The 20,055-nt window shown below is 42.5% G+C and carries 17 protein-coding genes, 1 tRNA gene and 1 pseudogene; 11 read left to right on the top strand and 8 right to left on the bottom strand.

All coding sequences use genetic code 11. The features are described 5' to 3' along the window. Window positions 1-114: 114 nt before the first annotated feature. From IR173_RS13465 to tyrS, 9 genes are all read left to right on the top strand, one after another. Complete coding sequence (locus tag IR173_RS13465) at window positions 115-1,095, top strand: hypothetical protein (protein ID WP_237040111.1); 981 nt, start codon at window positions 115-117, stop codon at window positions 1,093-1,095. 298 nt (window positions 1,096-1,393) lie between these two features. Further along, complete coding sequence (gene metK / locus IR173_RS13460; RefSeq protein ID WP_237040110.1) at window positions 1,394-2,686, top strand: methionine adenosyltransferase; 1,293 nt, start codon at window positions 1,394-1,396, stop codon at window positions 2,684-2,686. A 114-nt stretch (window positions 2,687-2,800) separates the two neighbouring features. Continuing rightward, the gene (locus IR173_RS13455) at window positions 2,801-3,388 is read left to right on the top strand and encodes an LOG family protein (RefSeq protein WP_237040149.1); all 588 of its coding nucleotides are present in this window, start codon (window positions 2,801-2,803) and stop codon (window positions 3,386-3,388) included. After that, the gene (locus tag IR173_RS13450; protein ID WP_237040109.1) at window positions 3,385-4,197 is read left to right on the top strand and encodes a DUF4271 domain-containing protein; all 813 of its coding nucleotides are present in this window, start codon (window positions 3,385-3,387) and stop codon (window positions 4,195-4,197) included. The genes IR173_RS13455 and IR173_RS13450 overlap by 4 nt, the downstream gene beginning before the upstream one ends. A 4-nt stretch (window positions 4,198-4,201) precedes the next feature. Next, window positions 4,202-4,951 (top strand): uroporphyrinogen-III synthase, encoded by a 750-nt coding sequence (locus tag IR173_RS13445; protein ID WP_237040108.1) that lies wholly within the window; start codon window positions 4,202-4,204, stop codon window positions 4,949-4,951. 100 nt (window positions 4,952-5,051) lie between these two features. Beyond that, complete coding sequence (gene rnpA / locus IR173_RS13440) at window positions 5,052-5,441, top strand: ribonuclease P protein component (RefSeq protein ID WP_237040107.1); 390 nt, start codon at window positions 5,052-5,054, stop codon at window positions 5,439-5,441. Beyond that, entirely contained in the window at window positions 5,438-5,659 is a 222-nt protein-coding gene (gene yidD / locus IR173_RS13435; RefSeq protein WP_005945203.1) for a membrane protein insertion efficiency factor YidD, read from the top strand. Before rnpA ends, yidD begins: the two co-directional genes overlap by 4 nt. Window positions 5,660-5,672: 13 nt before the next feature. Next, on the top strand, window positions 5,673-6,302 hold the full coding sequence (locus IR173_RS13430) for a TatD family hydrolase (protein ID WP_237040106.1): 630 nt from the start codon (window positions 5,673-5,675) through the stop codon (window positions 6,300-6,302). 79 nt (window positions 6,303-6,381) lie between these two features. Next, entirely contained in the window at window positions 6,382-7,674 is a 1,293-nt protein-coding gene (gene tyrS, locus IR173_RS13425; protein WP_237040105.1) for a tyrosine--tRNA ligase, read from the top strand. A gap of 222 nt (window positions 7,675-7,896) precedes the next feature. Here the strand turns inward: tyrS and IR173_RS13420 are convergent, their stop codons facing one another. Next, window positions 7,897-11,151 (bottom strand): S41 family peptidase, encoded by a 3,255-nt coding sequence (locus IR173_RS13420; RefSeq protein ID WP_237040104.1) that lies wholly within the window; start codon window positions 11,149-11,151, stop codon window positions 7,897-7,899. A gap of 136 nt (window positions 11,152-11,287) precedes the next feature. Here IR173_RS13420 and IR173_RS13415 point away from each other — a divergent pair. Beyond that, window positions 11,288-11,358 (top strand) — tRNA-Gln (locus IR173_RS13415). Window positions 11,359-11,438: 80 nt separating this feature from the next. Here the strand turns inward: IR173_RS13415 and IR173_RS13410 are convergent. From IR173_RS13410 to IR173_RS13385, 7 genes and pseudogenes are all read right to left on the bottom strand, one after another. Further along, a complete protein-coding gene (locus tag IR173_RS13410; protein WP_237040103.1) occupies window positions 11,439-11,936 on the bottom strand; it encodes an HlyD family secretion protein in 498 nt (165 codons plus the stop codon). Between the two features lie 15 nt (window positions 11,937-11,951). Continuing rightward, window positions 11,952-14,144 carry a peptidase domain-containing ABC transporter gene (locus IR173_RS13405; protein WP_237040102.1) on the bottom strand — a complete coding sequence of 731 codons (2,193 nt, stop codon included), beginning with the start codon at window positions 14,142-14,144 and terminating at the stop codon, window positions 11,952-11,954. A 9-nt stretch (window positions 14,145-14,153) separates the two neighbouring features. Then, window positions 14,154-15,674 carry an outer membrane beta-barrel family protein gene (locus IR173_RS13400; RefSeq protein WP_394800675.1) on the bottom strand — a complete coding sequence of 507 codons (1,521 nt, stop codon included), beginning with the start codon at window positions 15,672-15,674 and terminating at the stop codon, window positions 14,154-14,156. 459 nt (window positions 15,675-16,133) lie between these two features. After that, window positions 16,134-16,445, bottom strand: a pseudogene (locus IR173_RS18240) (carboxypeptidase-like regulatory domain-containing protein); the annotation flags it as partial. A 3-nt stretch (window positions 16,446-16,448) separates the two neighbouring features. After that, window positions 16,449-17,951 (bottom strand): radical SAM/SPASM domain-containing protein, encoded by a 1,503-nt coding sequence (locus IR173_RS13395; protein WP_237040100.1) that lies wholly within the window; start codon window positions 17,949-17,951, stop codon window positions 16,449-16,451. Between the two features lie 91 nt (window positions 17,952-18,042). Continuing rightward, window positions 18,043-18,264: a hypothetical protein gene (locus IR173_RS13390; protein ID WP_237040099.1), complete on the bottom strand. Its 222-nt coding sequence runs from the start codon at window positions 18,262-18,264 to the stop codon at window positions 18,043-18,045. Between the two features lie 106 nt (window positions 18,265-18,370). After that, the gene (locus tag IR173_RS13385; protein WP_237040098.1) at window positions 18,371-18,529 is read right to left on the bottom strand and encodes a hypothetical protein; all 159 of its coding nucleotides are present in this window, start codon (window positions 18,527-18,529) and stop codon (window positions 18,371-18,373) included. A gap of 127 nt (window positions 18,530-18,656) precedes the next feature. On the opposite strand from IR173_RS13385, the gene IR173_RS13380 reads away from it, so the two are divergent. After that, window positions 18,657-20,036: a sensor histidine kinase gene (locus tag IR173_RS13380; protein WP_237040097.1), complete on the top strand. Its 1,380-nt coding sequence runs from the start codon at window positions 18,657-18,659 to the stop codon at window positions 20,034-20,036. The last annotated feature ends 19 nt before the right edge of the window (window positions 20,037-20,055 follow it).

Here is a 20,055-nt window from a genome sequence, read left to right as displayed (position 1 = left end):
ATAATTAAGCAATCGGTGTGGCGATGGAAAGAATATATAAGATTTCCTGTGATTCTTTTTGTTTAACCATTTCTTTTATTTTTCTTTGCACAAGATTAAATGGTGGAGGAATAGATGAAAAAAATAATCTTTTCGTTTAGTTTGGTTGTCTTTTTGCTGAGCTTATGTTCTTGTACTTCCCAAGTAAAGGAGCTACGGGAAATACCTTATGAAGTAGTGGGGCAATTAGAAGAATATCCTGATTCTACTTTCTTTTCCGACATACGGCATGCAGAATATGAAGATGGGAAACTTTATTTGTTGGATGCGGAACGAAGAGACCTTGTTTGGGTGAGCGAAGACTTTAAGCAGATGGATTATGTAGCACGACATTCTGAAATAGATTTGGTTATGCCTATTTCCTTTACTGTCCGGCAGGATACGGCTTATATTTGTGATGTAGGTGCGGTTAATTCCTTGAAAATATATACTCAGGGAAAGTTGGTTGACAACTTCAGGCTCTTTAGATTCAATGAAAAGCGGATGGCCGTTAGTGAATCTTCTTTATTTTTGTCTCTTCCGACAGATAGCTCTTGTTATTTGGATATTTCAAGAATTGATACGGCAAAATATTTTTTTAGGGGAAAAGTCGTCAAGGAGGGAGATGCGGATAGAACTATACGTTTAAATGATAAACATCTGTTTTATGATAATGGAGTATTGTTTACCGTAGCAGAGAGCTATCCTTTTATAGATAAATATGATGCAAAGTCCGGTAAACATTTAGAAACTCTTGATATGTCCGATATTTCTTTTATAAAAGCGAATTTGGACTATACAGCTACAAAGCCTCTTGACCCTAAGTCTTATTTTATACAAATAGAAGATGCATATTTGTCCGAAAGCTATTTATATTTATTGTGTCCGTCTTTTGGTGATTATTATCGTTGTAATACCATATTGAAGATTGACGTAACCGGCAAAACGATGAAACCTGTTGGTTACTTTATATTGCCCGGGAAGCACTATAAATCGATTTGTGTCTCTTCTGATTATCTATATGCGATTTGTAATAATCCTTGTGCTATCGAAAAGATTGAATTAGAAGATGAATAAGGCTTTCATTTTTTTATTTTCCTCGAACGTGTCGGATGAACAGGGACAAAGCTATTAATTTCTTCTAAATAATTAAGGAACCTGTGTTAAAGAGTTGCTAAATAGTATGCGGCTTGGAGAATAATGCTTATCTTTGCGGCCGTTAAAAACAGTGGAGAGATTTGAGTAGCTTGCAACCACAGAAAAAAATGCTAAAATAATACATTGACTTTCTTCCGTATAATTTCTACTCTGATTTAATTCCCTCGTTTGATAACGAATTAACTTTTAGTTTTAAATTCTTAATTTTATATTCAAAATGGGATACTTATTCACATCCGAATCGGTGTCAGAAGGACACCCCGACAAAGTGGCCGATCAAATATCGGACGCTGTGCTTGACAAACTGTTGGCATTCGACCCCAGTTCGAAAGTAGCTTGCGAAACCCTGGTAACTACCGGACAGGTGGTGCTGGCTGGAGAAGTGAAAACAAAAGCGTATGTAGACTTGCAACGTATTGCACGTGAAGTGATTAACCGCATCGGCTATACCAAAAGCGAATATATGTTCGAAGGAAATTCGTGCGGTGTGTTCTCGGCTATTCACGAGCAGAGCGCAGACATCAACCGTGGCGTGGAACGCGAAGACCCGATGAATCAGGGTGCCGGCGACCAGGGAATGATGTTCGGCTATGCTACCAATGAAACAGAAAATTATATGCCGTTGTCACTCGACCTGGCACATAAACTGCTGATGGTTCTGGCTGAAATTCGTCGCGAAGGAAAGGTAATGACTTACCTCCGTCCCGATGCGAAGAGTCAGGTGACTATCGAATATGACGATAACGGAAAACCTGTCCGTATCGATACCATTGTGGTTTCTACCCAACACGACGAGTTTGTTACTCCCGCCGACGGCTCTAAAGAAGCCCAGCAGAAGGCTGATGAAGAGATGCTGGCGAAGATTCGGAAAGATGTAATTGAAATCCTGATGCCCCGCGTCATTGCAGAAATTCATAATGAAGACGTGCTGGCTCTGTTCAATGACCGGATAATCTATCATGTGAATCCTACCGGCAAATTCGTTATCGGTGGCCCTCACGGAGATACCGGTCTGACCGGACGTAAGATTATTGTTGATACTTACGGTGGAAAAGGCGCTCACGGTGGTGGTGCTTTCTCGGGTAAAGACCCCAGTAAAGTAGACCGCAGTGCTGCATACGCCGCCCGTCACATTGCCAAGAATATGGTGGCAGCCGGTGTAGCCGATGAAATGCTGGTTCAGGTTTCGTATGCCATCGGTGTGGCCCGTCCTATCAATATCTATGTGAACACTTACGGTCGCAGCAATGTGAAGATGACCGACGGCGAAATAGCCAGGAAAATAGACGAGTTGTTCGACCTCCGCCCGAAGGCTATCGAAGAACGTCTGAAACTGCGTAACCCGATTTATGAAGAAACAGCTTCTTACGGTCACATGGGACGTGAACCGAAGGTGGTGACCAAGACTTATGAATCTATGTATCATGAGACCAAGACACTGGAAGTGGAGTTGTTTACTTGGGAAAAGCTGGATTATGTGGATAAGGTGAAAGAAGCATTCGGCTTGTAAAAAGAATAGATGGGGAGTGTGTCAAAACGAAACGACAGCATTATCCACGTTTTGACACAACCCCCTCTCACCGCAGAGGCGGATAGAATATGTTTCTCCTTAGGATTTGCAATGATGAACGATATAAAAAGTGTATGTGTATATAGTGCGTCCAGCACAAAAATAGCCCAAGCATATTTCGATATTGCCGAAGAACTGGGACGTCTTTTGGCGGAAAAGCGGATTAATCTGATTAATGGCGCAGGCTGTATCGGTCTGATGGCCGCAACCTCCAATGCGGCATTGGCTGCCGGTGGTACTGTGACAGGCGTTATCCCGCATTTCATGGTAGAACAGGGATGGCATCACACCGGGCTGACCAAACTGATTGAAACCGAGACCATGCATGAACGCAAACGGATGATGGCCGATTTGTCGGATGGAGTGATTGCTTTGCCGGGCGGATGCGGAACATTAGAAGAACTACTCGAAATCATTACATGGAAGCAATTGGGACTCTATCTCAATCCCATTATTATCTTGAATATCAACGGCTTTTATGACTCCCTGTTGGATATGATGCAAAGGGCAGTAGACGAGAACTTTATGCGAAAAGAGCATGGCGCTATCTGGAAAGTAGCTTCTGAACCCGAAGAGGCCGTCAATTTACTCTATACAACACCTGTCTGGAACAAAGAAATCCGTAAATTTGCAGCGATATGAGCGAAAACTGTCATCCCGGAATAGAATACCTGCTTCAGCTATATGCCGAAGAACAAAGCCGTGTGGATACGACTTTGACGCAAAAGGTACATCATGTCACCAGACAAGAAGGGATGAGAGGAGAACAAATACCTTATCAGCTTCGGTCGGATTGGATGGTGACCAGTGTCTTGTTTCTGTGTTTCATCCTGGTGTCCTACGTCCTTGCCCACGGAAAGAAACATCTGGAGCAACAGTTTAAGAATTTCTCCTTGTCGAAAGAGCGTGCCAGCTTGTTTGACGATACCACTGCCTCGGATGTCCGTTATACACTAGGCCTGATTTTCCAGACCTGCATCCTTGCCGGTTTCTGTGTATATGATTATTTTTCGGACCACGATTTGCTCTTATTCCGCGTTGTACCCCACTATCTGTTATTGAGTATTTTCATAGGATGTGTGGTTGTCTTCTTGTTGTTTAAGTGGCTGGCATATAGCTTTGTGAATTGGATATTTTTTAACAAAATCAAGAATATGATTTGGATAGAATCGTATTTTAACGTGATAATCGGAGCCGGTTTTCTGCTTTTTCCCATTGTCCTTTTGATTGTCTATTTTGATTTATCACCGCAACTTGCGCCTTATTTTATCGGTTTTGTTATAATAATTGCTAAAATTCTGCTGTTTTATAAGTGCATTAATAACTTTTTCAACAGAATTCATGGCATTCTCCATTTAATTCTGTACTTTTGTGCCCTAGAAATTCTCCCTGACCTGATACTGTGGAAGGGGATAGTTATAGCGAACAACATTTTGGTTTTAAATTTTTAGTACATTGAAAATAAAAAAAGTCCTCGTATCTCAGCCGAAACCGACTTCTGAGAAGTCGCCTTATTACGATATAGCTGAGAAGTACGGTGTGAAAATTGATTTTCGCCCGTTCATCAAAGTTGAGAGCTTGTCGGCCAAAGAGTTCAGACAACAAAAAGTCTCTATTCTTGATCATACAGCAGTGATATTTACTTCAAGACACGCTATTGATCACTTTTTCAGCCTATGTGCTGAATTACGTGTTACCATACCCGAGACAATGAAGTATTTCTGTACTTCCGAAACAATTGCCTTGTATATACAGAAGTATGTGCAGTATCGTAAACGCAAAGTGTTCTTTGGGGCGACCGGTAAATTTGCGGATTTGCTTCCATCCATTGTTAAACATGGCACTGAGAAGTATCTTGTTCCGATGTCGGACGTGCACAATGACGAGATTAGAAATGCATTGGACGGCAAGAAGATTCAACACACTGAGGTAGTGATGTATCGCACAGTAAGCAACGATTTCACTCCCGAAGAAAATTTTGATTACGATATGTTGCTGTTCTTCAGTCCTGCCGGAATCAACTCATTGATGAAAAACTTCCCTGAGTTCGACCAAAAAGAGATTGCCATCGGATGTTTTGGTCCTGCAACGGCTAAAGCGGTCAAAGAAGCCGGTTTGCGTCTTGACCTGGAAGCTCCTACTGTGGAAGCTCCTTCAATGACGGCTGCACTGGATATGTTTATCCGTGAACGTAACAAAGATTAATTTTTTTAGTTTATAGCCCGAAATCGGGGGTTTTGTATCAAAAAGTTATAACTTTGTGATTCGAAACCCTCGGTTTCTTTTTATATGGAAAAGTAAAACTATGGCAGAATATACACTTAGCAAAGCGGAACGATTGAACAGCAAGGCGATGATAGAACGTCTTTTTGCCGGTGGAAACAAATCTTTTCCGGCTTTCCCCTTGCGTGTGGTGTATATGTGGCTGGATGCTTCGGAGGGGGAGGCACCTGCTTCTATCTTGATAAGTGTCCCTAAGAAACGCTTCAAGCGGGCGGTAAAACGCAATTTGGTGAAACGCCAGGTGCGTGAAGCATACCGCAAGAATAAACGGCTACTGACAGATGCACTGGTTGCCAAGGACAAAAGACTGGTTTTAGCCTTTATATGGTTGGACAACGAAATCCATCCTTCGGCTGAGGTAGAGGAGAAGGTGAAGAGGTTACTGTTTCATATAATAGAAAAAATAGAATGAAAAAGCTGCTTTCACGTCTTCTGCTACTCCCTATTTATTTCTACCGGGGTTATATTTCTCCCATGACTCCGCCTTCCTGTCGTTTTGTTCCCACTTGTTCCGAATATGCTATCGAGGCGATTAAGAAACATGGCCCTTTTAAGGGTTTGTATCTGGCCGTCCGCCGTTTGTTGCGTTGCCACCCGTGGGGTGGTTCGGGATACGATCCTGTCCCTTAAACTATAGCATTTTATGTTACTTGATATCCATACTCATTATGCGGCTCCGATAGCGGGCGAAAGCATTCGGAATGTAGAACCTGCCGCTTTCTGTCCCATAGAGGGAAATTATTATTCTGTGGGCATTCATCCGTGGAGGGTGGGAGGCAGGTGGGAGGAAGAGTGGGAACTGCTGCGCAAAGCGGTGACACATCCTGCTGTGCTGGCTATTGGCGAGGCAGGGCTCGATAAAATGACCTCGACGAATCCGATGCTTCAGAAAGAAGTATTTGAACGACAAATCTTGTTGGCGGAAGAGATAGGCAAACCGTTGGTCATTCATTGTGTGAAAGCCTTTAACGAGTTGGTGGAGCTGAAAAGAAAATTCCGTCCAAGCATGCCGTGGGTGGTACACGGCTTCCGTAATAATGTGAATATAGCCCGGATGTTGCTGCGCGAGGACATTCGTCTTTCGATAGGAGAGAAGTATCAACTACCTGTGTTGCAGGAGATTCCTTTGGAGTGCTTGCTGACCGAGACGGATGAAAGCCGGATGCCCGTCCGTGACATCATAAAGGGCATTGCCGAAGTGCGGCGGGTGACCGTAGAAGAGCTTTCCATGCAGATAGCCGAAAATACGGGAAAAATCTTTTTTCGGCGATAAGAGTTGTTTCTTCAGATAAAGAGTCGTACTTTTGTGGCATTAAAGTATAAATCAAACAATTAAATAGATTAATCATTCGATGAATTTTGTAGAAGAATTAACATGGCGTGGAATGGTGCATACAATGATGCCGGGCACCGAGGAGTTATTGGCTAAAGAACAAGTTACAGCATATCTGGGTATCGACCCTACTGCTGACTCTTTGCATATCGGCCACTTGTGTGGTGTGATGATGCTGCGTCATTTCCAGCGTTGCGGCCATAAGCCGTTGGCTCTTGTAGGTGGTGCAACCGGTATGATTGGCGACCCTTCCGGTAAATCGCAGGAACGTAATCTGCTGACAGAAGAGACTTTGCGTCACAACGTAGCTTGCATCAAGAAGCAGCTGGCCAAGTTCTTGGACTTTGAGAGCGATGCTCCCAACAAAGCCGAATTGGTGAATAACTATGATTGGATGAAGGATTTTACTTTCCTTGATTTTGCCCGTGAGGTAGGTAAGCATATCACAGTGAACTATATGATGGCTAAGGATTCTGTACAGAAACGTTTGAACGGTGAAGCCCGTGACGGTTTGTCATTTACAGAATTTACTTACCAGCTGTTGCAGGGTTATGACTTCCTGCACTTATACGAAACAAAAGGCTGTAAACTTCAGATGGGTGGCTCTGACCAATGGGGTAATATTACTACCGGTGCCGAGTTGATTCGCCGTACCAACGGTGGCGAAGTATTTGCTTTGACTTGTCCGTTGATTACAAAGGCCGATGGTGGCAAGTTCGGTAAGACTGAATCAGGTAACATCTGGTTGGAACCCCGTTATACTTCTCCTTACAAATTCTATCAGTTCTGGTTGAATGTAAGTGATGAGGATGCTGCCCGCTACATCAAAATCTTTACTTCACTGAGTCAGGAAGAAGTGGAAGCATTGACCGCAGAACATGCCGAAGCTCCACATTTGCGTGTATTGCAGAAGCGTCTGGCCAAGGAAGTGACTGTTATGGTTCATTCGGAAGAAGACTACAATGCGGCTGTCGAGGCATCAGGCATTCTGTTTGGTAATGCTACTTCGGAGGCATTGAAGAAACTGGATGAAGACACGTTGCTGGCCGTATTCGAAGGTGTTCCCCAGTTTGAGGTATCACGTGATGCATTGGCAGAAGGTGTGAAAGCGGTAGATTTATTCGTCGATAACGCTGCTGTCTTCGCTTCAAAAGGTGAGATGCGTAAGTTGGTTCAAGGTGGAGGCGTTTCGCTGAATAAAGAGAAACTAAATGCCTTTGACCAAGTGATTACGACTGCCGACCTGCTGGATGAAAAATACCTGCTGGTTCAACGCGGTAAGAAGAACTATTATCTGGTGATTGCCAAGTAAGGAAAGAGAGATTCTTTTTGATAGATATAAGACGGGGGTATGTCAAAACGTGGATAATGCTGTCGTTTCGTTCGTAGGGGCGAGGTTCACTCGCCCGAAAACAGTTTACTTTGTGTCTTCGGGCAGGCAAACCCTGCCCCTACAACTGACGATTGGATAGGCTGGTTTAGTTTTGACACACTCCCGCTTTTTTGTTCCTTCTTATAACTCTATATTCGTATTTTATTTCCCATCTATTTCCTTCAGCAATTCATCCACAGCCACTTTCAACTGAGTATCTTCGCCCTGAACGACTGTTTCCGGTGAATTGGCTACCTTGATATCCGGTTCCAACTGACTGTTTTCCAGATAACTTCCGTCCGGCAATTGATAACCGATGATAGGAATACCGAATACCAGTGAGGGGTCTTGAAGCGTCTCCCACGATACACTCGTCATGGTGCCCGGTACAGGCATACCCACCAGCTTGCCCAATTTTTGATGACTGTAAACCCACGGAGTACCGTGTGCATTACTGTAATTGGCTTCGCATTGCAGCATGATGGACGGCTTGTTCCAACGACGGCTCGGCATATCACACGCTTCACGTCCGCGTACCACCTGAGTGAAATACTTCTTGCCGCTGAATAGTATCTCTATATCCTCGTGCAAGCGGCCTCCGCCGTTGAAACGAGTGTCGATTACAATTCCTTCGCGGTCATTGTATTTGCCCAAGATGTCCGAGTAGACAGAGCGGAAACTGTCATCACCCATCGACTGGATATGTACATAGCCCAAACGTCCGCCAGACCATTTGTCCACATCAGCGGCACGCTGTTTCACCCAGCGCGTGTAAAGCAATCCGTTCAGAGCACCGTTGCTGATAGGAACCACCACCTCTTCCCAGCGTTCTTTGGTCTGAGGATTATAAAGAGAAACCAGCGTCTTCTTCCGGCTTAAATTATTGAATAGTGCCGCATAGTCTGCTTCGGCAGTAATTTCTTTTCCGTTTATTTTCTCTACAATGTCTCCGGCTTTTACTTTGGAGCGGGCATGGTCGAACGGTCCTTTTTCCACCACTTCGGAAATGAGCAGCCCCTTGCCGTCATAGTTCCAGTCGTACAGCAGTCCCAGATTGGCTGTGGCATCTCCCTTTAGATTGGAATAATAACGTCCTCCGGTGTGCGACACATTGAGTTCGCCCAACCATTCGCTCAGCATCTCGGCAAAGTCATAGTTATTGCTGATATGCGGCAGGAATTTGCGATAAGCGGCATTCATGGCATCCCAGTCTATCCCATGCATATTGAGATTGTAGAAACGCTTCTGATGCTGTTTATAGACATGATTGAACATATATTCGCGTTCTGCTGCCAAGTCCATCGTCATATCCGCCTTATAGCTTATGGGCTTCAATGTTTCGGAGTCGGCATTCATCTTCTGCATGGTGCTTCCGCCCAAGACAAAGATTTCTTTTCCTTCCTTATCCATTTCCATGTTTGTCCAACCGGTATTCATCTTATGGAGCAACTTGGTATCCTTCTTTCTGAGGTCCAGTTTCCACAGGTCGAATCCGCCTTCAAAAGCAGAAAGATAATAAAGCTTCTCACCGTCTTTGGAGATGATGGCGCTGCTTAAGTCCGAGGAATTGGGAGTAAGGCGCACAATGCGGTCTTCCATATTCTTCAGTTCGACCACAATATCCTTTATTTTCTCCTCTTTGGTATCCTCTTTTTTATCCTTATCCTTTTTCTTGTCTTTCTTCGACTCGTCTTCTTTGGTCTTATCCTGTTCCTTTTCCAGTTCTTTCTGCAATTCATAATCTTCCTTGCTCAAGCGGAACTTGTCGTATGCATCCTGATTGAGGAACACCAGCATGACATCGTTCAATGAGCCCCATGAAGCATGATTGCGCATACCATAGCGTTCGGTGATAAACAGGATGGCATTGCCATCGAGCACCCAACGGGGCGAACCGCTGGTGTAACCGCTATTGGTAATATTAATGATATCTCCTCCTTGCGCATTAACCAAGCCGATGTCTGAATACGGGTCATGCCTGTTCCCGATAAATTCCAATGTAAACCATTTGCCGTCGGGTGACCAGGCATAGTCAAAACCTCCTCCGGTGCTGTACCATGTGGAGCCGTCCGTCACTTGGCGTACCTTCTTAGTATCGAGATTCATCACCATCAAGCGGTTGCGGTCTTCGATAAAGGCCAACTCCTTGCCGTCCGGTGAAAACTGGGGATAGGCGCGTTCCACCTTGGCGGACGGCAATAACACTTCCTCTTCGATAAGAGTGGCATTCGGGAAGTTTGCTTCTTCCTTGCGTGCTATTTTAGCCAGATACAATTCCCAGTTACCGTTTCTCTCGCTGGCGTATGCCAGTGTGCGGTTATCGGGTGCAAAGGTTACCCCTGCTTCGCGTGCCGGGGTGTGGGTAATCTGTTTGGTAGTAGTGTAATCAGCCGAAGTGACAAAGACTTCTCCGCGTACGATGAATGCAATCTGTTTTCCATCGGGTGACGCCGTGGCCGAAGTAGCACCTTTAGTAAAGCTTAAATCAGCTATCTTGTCCTGGTCGTCACGTATCAGGTCTATTTTTACCTTTTGTGGGGCGGTATTTCCTTGTTGGGTATAGATTTCGCCATCATAAGTATAGCACAAAGTCCCGTTGCTGCCCATAGAAAGGAAACGGACCGGATGGGTCTTGAAACTTGTCACCGGCTTGACGGATTGCGGTGCATCGAGCGGGAACGAATATACGTTGAAGCTTCCGCCATCACGTTCGCTCAGGAAATAGACAGTCTGATTGTCCGGAGAGAGTACCGGATTCCGGTCTTCGCCTGCATGCCGGGTGAGGTTGGTATGTTTTCGGCTTTGCGTGTCATACATCCACACATCTCTGGTGATGGACGATGTATGATGTTTGCGCCATTCATCTTCAAAACCTTTTCTATCTTGATAGAGCAAGGTTTTTCCGGTTTTATCAAAACATACGGCTTCGGCAGGAGTTCCCAACACCTGTTCGGTACGTCCTCCTTTGGTGGGCACTCTATATAGTTCGGTCATGGCCGATGTGGGAAACAAGGCACTGTTGGCAGGGTCTTGAATGGCAGCGGAGAAAAGTATGTATTTGCCGTCCGGGGTAAAAGCGGAAGGCAGTTCTGCTGCCGAATGAGTGGTGAGCCGCTGTGCCGGTCCGCCATCGGCAGGCATCACGAACACATCGAAATTTCCGTTTCGGTCACTGGCAAAAGCTATTTTTTTACCGTCGGGCGACCATATAGGCGTACACTCGTAAGAACTCTGTGTGGTGAGTTGGGTAGCAGCGCCTCCTTTGGCAGGCACCTTATAAATATCCCCTTTATAACAAAAAACGATTTCCTTACCATCCGGGGAAATCTGCACGTCACGCATCCAAAGTGGAGTTCCTGCGTAACTGTTCGCCGTCGCTATACAGCCCAGCGCAATACAGGCTAGAAGTTTTTTCATACTATAGAAGTCTTTTAATTAGGCTTACAAAGATACACATTTGCATTTTGTGGCAAAAAAAAGTGCGAAAATATTTGGATTATATAGATAGAAAAACGTATCTTTGCACCGCTTTCCAAGGAAAGCACATAATGATTGGACTATGGTGTAATGGTAGCACAACAGGTTTTGGTTCTGTTTGTCCAAGTTCGAATCTTGGTAGTCCAACAAATCAACAGTTTATTTAAGACAAAAAGCCTCTAAAATTACAGTTTTAGAGGCTTTTTTCATTCTTGTCACCATCAGTCTTAATGTCCTAACATTGGGAAGATATGGCAAGCTATGCTTTCGTCTGAAAGTAAGATAGAGGCAGAGCCTTTCATATCTTTTAGGATGGGATAAGAAGCATGTTGGTTGTCTAGTATTATTTCGGCTGTGAAGAAATTATTTCCATCCATTACAGTTACTGTCTTTGTGCAATTCACTATTTTTCCATTTGGATAACCATGCCGGGCTGCTTCATATCCTTCGAATTCCATTTCTACAGGCATTCCTTTCTTTACTTTTGTAATGTATCGGTAGGGGATAAGCACTTCGGCATGAATACAACCGGTTACATCAATCCCTGTTACGGTGGCTGTGCCCTTGATGCTTTCTGGATAAGGAACAAAGAATGCCGCCAATATTAATATCAGTAGGATGCCGGTGATATCGCCTATTCCGGTGCGTATGATTTCGGGCGGTACTTTGCCGATAATGTTCCTTACCTTTTCACTTCTCAGTTCTATATTATTGAAATCTGCCATAATTTTTTCTTTTTTCTAATTTCCCAGTTCTAATTGGTTTTTTACAAGATTATAATAGGCCCCCTTTTTCTCTATCAGTGAAGCATGGTTACCGGTCTCCACTATACGTCCTTTATCCAACACTATAATTTGGTGGGCATTTTTTACGGTGCTGAGCCGGTGGGCTACCACTACGACTGTCCTTCCTTTATAGAACTGATCCAGATTCTCGACTATAGCTCGTTCGTTTTTGGCATCCAAGGCATTAGTGGCTTCATCCAGGAAGATATATAACGGGTCTTTGTAAACCGCACGGGCTATCAGTATACGTTGTTTCTGTCCTTGGCTCAATCCTATTCCGTCTCTGCCTATCATGGTACTGAACCGCATGGGCAGACTCATGATGAATTCTTTTATATTGGCTATTTCTACAGCACGCAGCAGTCTTTCTCCATCTATGTCTCCGTCATCCACGGCGATGTTTCGGGCAATGGATTCAGAGAATATCACTCCGTCTTGCATTACTACCCCGCACTGCCTGCGCCACCATTTCAGGTTGAAGCTGTTCAGGTTGGCTTCTCCTATCTTTATTTCTCCGTTCATTACAGGATAATACCCCAGCAACAGTTTCAGCAAGGTGGTTTTTCCACTGCCCGAAGCACCCACTATGGCGGTCACTTTCGTTTCGGGGATGGTGAGGCTTACATCTTCTATGGTCATCTTCGGGCTGTGCGGGTCATATTTGAAGCCGACATGCTCAAAAGAAAGGTCATTGGAGATACCCGGTATTTCGGTCAATAGCCTGTTTTCATTCTCTTCATTCTTCATTTCATGAATTTCATTGATGCGTTCCAGACTGATTTTCACATCTTGCAATGAATAAAGGAAGCTCATCAATTGTTCCACCGGACTGTTCAGTTGTCCGATGATGTATTGCACAGCCAGCATCATACCCAGTGTCATTTGTCCGTGGATGACGGCGGTGGCGGCAACCACGGTTATCACTATATTTTTCACTTCGTTGATGAATATGCTTCCGGCCTCCTGTGTTTGTTGCAACTTCAAGCTTTTCATTTGTACGCCGAACAAATCCGCTTGCACATCTTCCCATTCCCATCGCCGGCGTTGCTCGCAGTCTTGTAGCTTAATCTCTTGCATGGCAGTGATGAATTGGTAGGTCTTGTTGCTGTTTTCTGCCTGTTTTTCGAATAATTCATAATCCAGAATCTTTCTTTTTTTCAGAAACAAGGCAATCCATAAAGCATAAAGAACGCTTGCAAGCAGAAAGATGCAGAAAATGGCCAGATTATAGCTGAATAATACACAGCCGAACACCACGAAACTGAGCAGTGAGAACGTGACGTTCAGCATTTGGGTGGTGAGAAACTTCTCTATCCTGTTGTGGTCGTTCATGCGTTGCATCAGGTCACCCATCAGTTTGGTGTCGAAGAACGACATAGGGAGTTTGAGCAATTTGATGAAAAAGTCGGAAACCAACGAAATATTGATTCGCATACTGATATGCAGCAAAATCCATCGGCGGATAAAGTCGACCGAAGCACGGCTGATGGTCAGTATCAGTTGCCCCAGTAAGATAAGATAGATAAAGTTCAGATTTTGATGGACGATACCTACATCTACAATCGCTTGCGTGAGGAATGGAAAGATGAGCTGCAGCAGACACCCCACCAACGCTCCTAGTATGATTTGTCCGAAGTAGCGGCGGTGCTGTCTGAGGTAACCCAGCAGAAAACGGAAAGAGCGTTTGTCTTTTGTTGTTTCTTCCTGCTGTTCATAAAAGGCAGGAGTAGGCTGTAAAAACATGACTATTCCTTTTTCTTCTCCATTAGACCGGGTGCTAAGCCAATGTTCCTTAAATTCCCTATCGTCATAGGTTACAAGTCCCTTTCCGGGGTCGGCAATATAGAATGTTTTACCTTTCTTTATTTGATAGAGAACTACGAAATGGTTTTGATTCCAATGCAGGATGCAGGGTAATGGAGCTTCGTGCAGTTGTTCTATTGTTACTCGTCCGCACGTGGTGTGCAGCCCCAGGCGGGTTGCCGCATCGCTGATGCCCAGTAGTGACACGCCTTCGTTGGTAGCAAAGCAGTAGTGGGAAAGAGTATCTTGTGAATACTCTTTCCCATGGTATTTGCATATCATTTGCAGGCAGGCAATGCCGCACTGCATGGAATCGTGCTGGTGGTAAACGTGGAATTTGCTCATGATGGTACGTTAATTTACTCCATATCTTGAAGTATCCACTTCTTTAGGAGTTCTATCTTGGAATCCGTTGAATTTGTAGGTAAAACTCAATGTGATATTGCGTTGATAGAAATTTTGGTTGAGGTTTTGATACTGTTTGTCAAATCTTACCTTTACTTTGGGATACAAGGATTCAAAAATGTCATTGCATTGTAGGCTGACTATTGCTTTATCTTTTGCAAAAGTATATCTCAAACCGGTGTTGATGCACCAGTTATCTTCCAAATCCCAGATTCCCTGTATGCTGGGAGTTCTGTAGAAAGCCATAAGATTCATGGTTATATTGGGCTTTTTTGATATGAAGATAGTGTTGTAAGCCATTAACGATCCGGTCCATTTATTTCTGTTGTATGCAAGTTGAAACCATTCGTTGCTTTTATAACGTTCGTTGTATATGTTAGCAATCAGGTTTGAGCTGACAATATTCCCGAAATTGATAGGAATGGCTGCTGTAAAGTTCAGCAACGACGTGTAGTCTATATTGAAAGTTTTATGCAGTAATTGCAGTTTCTCCGGCGATTGATAGCTTTGGTCTATGAAAAAATCTTCCACCTTATAGTAGGAGACTTGAAAAGTGTATTTATTCTTCAATACATAGGTCAAATTGGCATTGCCGGTTCGTGCCGGTTTTAGTAGAGGGTTGCCCATAGAGATGCTATATTCATCATTATAGGAAGTGTAATTCTGTCTTTGCCAATAACTCGGATAGCTCCTGATGGAATTGTATGCCAACTGGAAGATGTGATTGTTTTCCGGAATAAAAGTAACTGTTATATTAGGCAACAAGGCATTTTTTCTGTAACTGTTTATTTTGTATAATTCACCGATGAGTGAACAATCTATCGACAGTTTTCCTTCATAGAAAGATTTTTGGGTACCGGCATAAATATTTCCTGTATGTTCTTCTGTAGCGAAGGCATTTGTAAAACTGCCTTCATTGTCGTGCTGTTTGTCTACATTGCTTTGTTTGTTGTTGTTCTTTACATAGTTATAGCTGGCTCCATAGTTTAATATCCAATTGTTCTTCAAGTTATGGCTCATGTCGGCATACGCTTTCACGCGGTCTATATTCTGTTTTCGCTGATAGGTGAATGCATCTATGGAGTGGTGGTCTTTTATATACTTCATGTTTTGCGTGTTGTCGTCTGTATAGTTAGTGTACTCTACAGAAATGTTTCCCCATTTATGTTTGTAGTACAGGCTGGCATTGTGTAAGTAGTTTTTTCCTTTGTTTAGGGAGTTTGCATCCGAAAATAGGTTGTTCACGCTATATGCATCTGATTTGTTCCGGGGGGCATATAGTCCGTTGTATGACAGTTCCAGTGAGTGGGTATCATCTAAGTTATACGCTATGTTTGTGTATACGTTATGTTTGTTGCTAGTTGATTTGGTACGACTTTCCGAGTCAATGTCATAGATATCGTTTCCCAAGGTATGTTTTGCTGTAGTTGTGCTTTTACTTATTTGTTTGTTGTCAGCAATTGAATACATTAAGTCGAATGACCATTTGGGGCTAGTCAGAAACAAACTTCCCACACCGCTGAAAGAATTTTCATGCTGGTTGGTCCATGTAGCCTGTACCTGTCCATTCATGGTGTATCTATTTTCTTTTTTCAGTACCACATTGATAACGGCACCTTTAATGTGTAGTTGTGGAGGAGCATTGTAGATAACTTCCACTTTCTCCACTTTTTCGGCCGGCAATGTTTTTAAATATTCAATGATTTGTTCGGTACTCAGGCTGGAGACTTTGCCGGATATTAATATGGTAGTGCCGTTCGCTCCTGCTAGGTTGAGGCTGTTTCCATCTGTGCTGCTGATACTGGGCAATTCTTTCAGTAGTTCGTGAGCATTAGCGATTATTTTATTTTGTTTTACTGACTGCAAATCGTAGGTTAATCTATTGTTAATCATCCGAATAACCGGCCGTTCTGCTTTTACGATTACTTCATCCAGTTTACTGTCTGATTCCTTTAAAATTATATTTCCTATTTGTTCTTTAGATGAGTTCAAACACATAGTTTCGTATGCCAGATGTTGGAACATCAACCGATAGGGCTTTTCCGTCATCGGAAGAGTGAACCGCCCTTCCTTGTCCGTTATGGTTCCGGCTATAAAGGTTGAGTCCTGCTTTTGCAGAATGATGGCAACACCTTCTATGGCAACACTGTCTTTGTCTATTACCTGTCCGACAATATTACTTGTTTGTGCATGGCTATGTGTGACATATACCAATGCTAGGAGGATGTATAAATGTCTCATTGTTTATTTATAAATTAGGTTTGTTTGAATAGTTGGAGCATATTGGCAGCGAGGGTCAGGATAATCCCAATTCTCTTCTCCATACGCTTTTATAACTTTTACTAGGCATCGTCTGTGGTTCTTTCTGCAAAACTCAAAAATGTGACATTTCGTGCAGGCACTATTTTCCCGAAACTGAGTTTGTCCCATTTCAAATAAGGCTTTAGCTCTCGGCGATTGCCAAATTTCTGCTAATGTCTGTTCTTTTAAGTCTCCTAAAATGAATTGAGGATGCCAATATAGTTGTTCGCAAAGTGTTACTTTCCCGTCGGGCAATACGAATAATCGATTTTCTAGAATTCCGCATGACCCTCCTTTAAAGCATTGGTCGTTGGGCTTTCCTTTTTTATAAATTTCTTCTATGGCTTCATCGCTTACATAGATAGTACATCCTTTATCAGGTATTAGCTCCGATTTAATGAAGGAGCAAATTTCAGTTAAATCTTTTTTAGTGGCTTGTATTTCTGAAAATGTTTGTGGAGTATAGATTGATAATTCGGGCACTCTGATTTCCCAATAAACAAGATTTTTAATTTGTTTGATATAGTTGTATAATTCTATTATATCGCTTTTATTTGAATTGTGTTTGGTTAAAATGGTATCTATCTGAATCTTGAAGCCGTATTCTTGTAGAATGTCAATTCCATCTTTAATGCTTTTAAGATAGCCTTTCTTGCATTCGATCAGGTCAATAAGTTTATTTTCGTCTAAGATGTCCAGAGAAATCTGTATGACATTATTGTACCCTGTTTTATATAACTTTTCGGCAATACTGGCATTAATAGGAACCTTAGTTGATATATAGCTAGGAGTTAAGTCTGAAGCCACTAATTTGTGAAGGATAATCTCCCAGTCTTTTTTACAAAATACTTCTCCGCCTATGATATCTATATATGACATTTTAAGTTGTTTGGCTTCTTCGATAAGAGCTAATATCTTTTCGGTATCCAGTTCTATGCATTTAGTTTTCTTGTCTGCGTAGCAATATTTACAGTTTGTAACGCATTTGTTGGTAAGCATAAATAGTAGAGATTGTGGGGAGCGATGCATTCTATCCGGTGTCAGGTCTACATTGCTGCATTGAAGGTCGCTTATGCTAAAATCATAATGCATATCTTCTGCTTCTATTTGGGAAAGAGGTATGAGTGTATTTTCAGGGAAAATAACTTTATTGGAATCTGTAACTGTAAAGCAATATCCGGAGTTGTTTATATATGGAAGAATCATATCATACACCGCATTAGGAGATAAATGAAAATGTTTTGCTATTTCATCTATATGTTCTGCTAACGTTTTATTATCGGTGAAGAGAGATAATATCATGGCCTGAAACGGATGTATGTATCCTATCCATTCAATGGAAGCATTGTATTTTACTTGCTTGTTGGAATACATAACAATTCTGTCAATATCATTTTTAAAATGATAGTCAGGGTTTAAAATATATATATTATTGATATCTATCATATTTTGTGTTTAAATAGAGTGAATGAAGATGCCACAAATATACTTGTGTCTCAAATATATTGTGACATCTTTCTTCTACATTGTTAGACTTTTAATGTCCGGGTTCTGTAGGTGTAGTTGGATTTGGATTTGGTTTCGGTGCAACAACCGTACCAGAACCTGATACGGTGCAGGTACCAGAACCTGATACAGTGCATTTAACTGCTGCAGCAAAGATACAGATAGCTCTTGCTTCTGCGCCTCCTTTTACATCCATCATTTCTTGGATATCCAATGAATCAGGGATGTTTTCCAGTGTCGTAATAGATTTCATCTTATACGTTTTTGGTATGAACCTACTCTATAAGCTTTTCGGCATCTGCTCCTATTGATTATACAGATTAGGTTCTGTACTTATTTAATTTACCGGTAATAAATAGTCATTTTATTTTAGATTGGATATTATAACTCCAATCATTGTCATCCGTAGGGGGATCATCTTCAATCCATATCCATTGGTTTTCTTGAAAGACCCATCCACCGCCCTTTATTAACTCTATCGCTTCTGTCGTAAGTTTTTCTAAGTTTATTGTTTCCATTAGTGTTTTTTTTTATACTTCGCAAAGGTAAGTCGTTTTAAAAAGAGCGTTTATAATAAAAACATAATCATTTTATAATCTTTTTGATCAGAAACAATTATCTTTGTCGCGTAGAACTGATTATAAAATGAAGAAATATTATTATATCACCTTTATTGCTATGGCTGCAACAGTCTGTCTGCAAATTAGTTATATATTTAGTTTATATAATCAAGATGTGGCTGAAGATATAATTAATATAAGTGAGGTTACAAAAAGAATAATAGAAGATGAAAAGTGGATTCGAAGTGATTTACGGTCGGGACGGCCGATACAAACGAAACCTGTGCTTAAAGTGAAATTATTGTCGGACATGACTCCGCAAGAGTTAGACAGTATTCGTAAATTACCGACTAATAAAGATACATTTAATTTGCCGGCAGCTAGAAAGATGGGGATAGGTACTACAACCGGAGAGATTGTATCTCAATTGGCGCAAGATTATTTATTAGCAGCAGGTTTCCCCCTGAATATGCATACTTTGGACAGCCTTTGGCATTTATCAGATAGCATTATCCATCATCCTCATCAATTTCTTCTTTATGATAAAGACACCGTAATGATTTCTTCTGTTGGAGACTTGGAAAGCCATACGCCTGATTATGTATCTAAGTTCATGCCTATTGGCACAAAAGGCTTGCAATATCTTCAGGTAAAGGCAGATATTCCTATGTCTCATTTTCTGCGGCATCAGCTTTGGACGCTGGCTCTTTCTGCCTGCATGATGCTGCTGGTATTACTTTGTCTGTTTTTCCAGCTGACTGCCATTCGTCGGAAGGAAGCCTTGCTCCGCAAGAGGGAAATGACTATAAATGGCACTATTCATGATTTGAAGTCTCCATTGAACAGTGTCATTACGATGATGGGGTGGTTGAAATTAGTGGTATCCGATGAGGAGACCAAGGAGATGCTTGAAACGAGTAAAGCGGGTGTGAAGCGTCTGATTTCCAACATAGAGGCTTTGTTAATGACCGCACGCATGAATCGTCATCAGGTGGTATTGAATAAAAGTCTGATTGATGTTCCGGAAATAGCAGCGGGAGTGAAGAAGGAGTTGTCCTGCCTCTATCCGGACAAGCCTCATACCATCTGCATCATCAATGAACTTCCTTCGGGTTTGCAGGTAATGGCCGATGGCATGTATATAGAGAACGTGCTTCGTAACCTGATGGAGAATGCCTTGAAATATTCGGATGCAGGAGTGAGAATAGAGGTCTCTCTTTCTATTGTGGATGAGCGGTTGCGTGTGTCTGTCAAAGACAATGGTTGGGGCATCGCCGCCACCCATCAGAAGAAATTGTTCACCCAGTTCTATCGGGTTCCCCGAAGCGAAGAGCAACAGCAGAAGGGTTACGGCATAGGCTTGGCACAATCCAAATATATTATAAATGAACATGGAGGGGAAATAATGATGAAGAGTGCCGAAGGTGAAGGAAGCACTTTTACATTCATTATTCCATATCGTTGATTGAAAGGAGAAAAGACGG

The sequence above is a fragment of the Phocaeicola faecalis genome, assembly GCF_021730445.1.
Lineage (GTDB): Bacteria > Bacteroidota > Bacteroidia > Bacteroidales > Bacteroidaceae > Phocaeicola > Phocaeicola faecalis.
The sequence above is the reverse complement of the archived record's forward strand: the minus strand, read 5'-3'. Positions and strand labels throughout refer to the sequence as shown.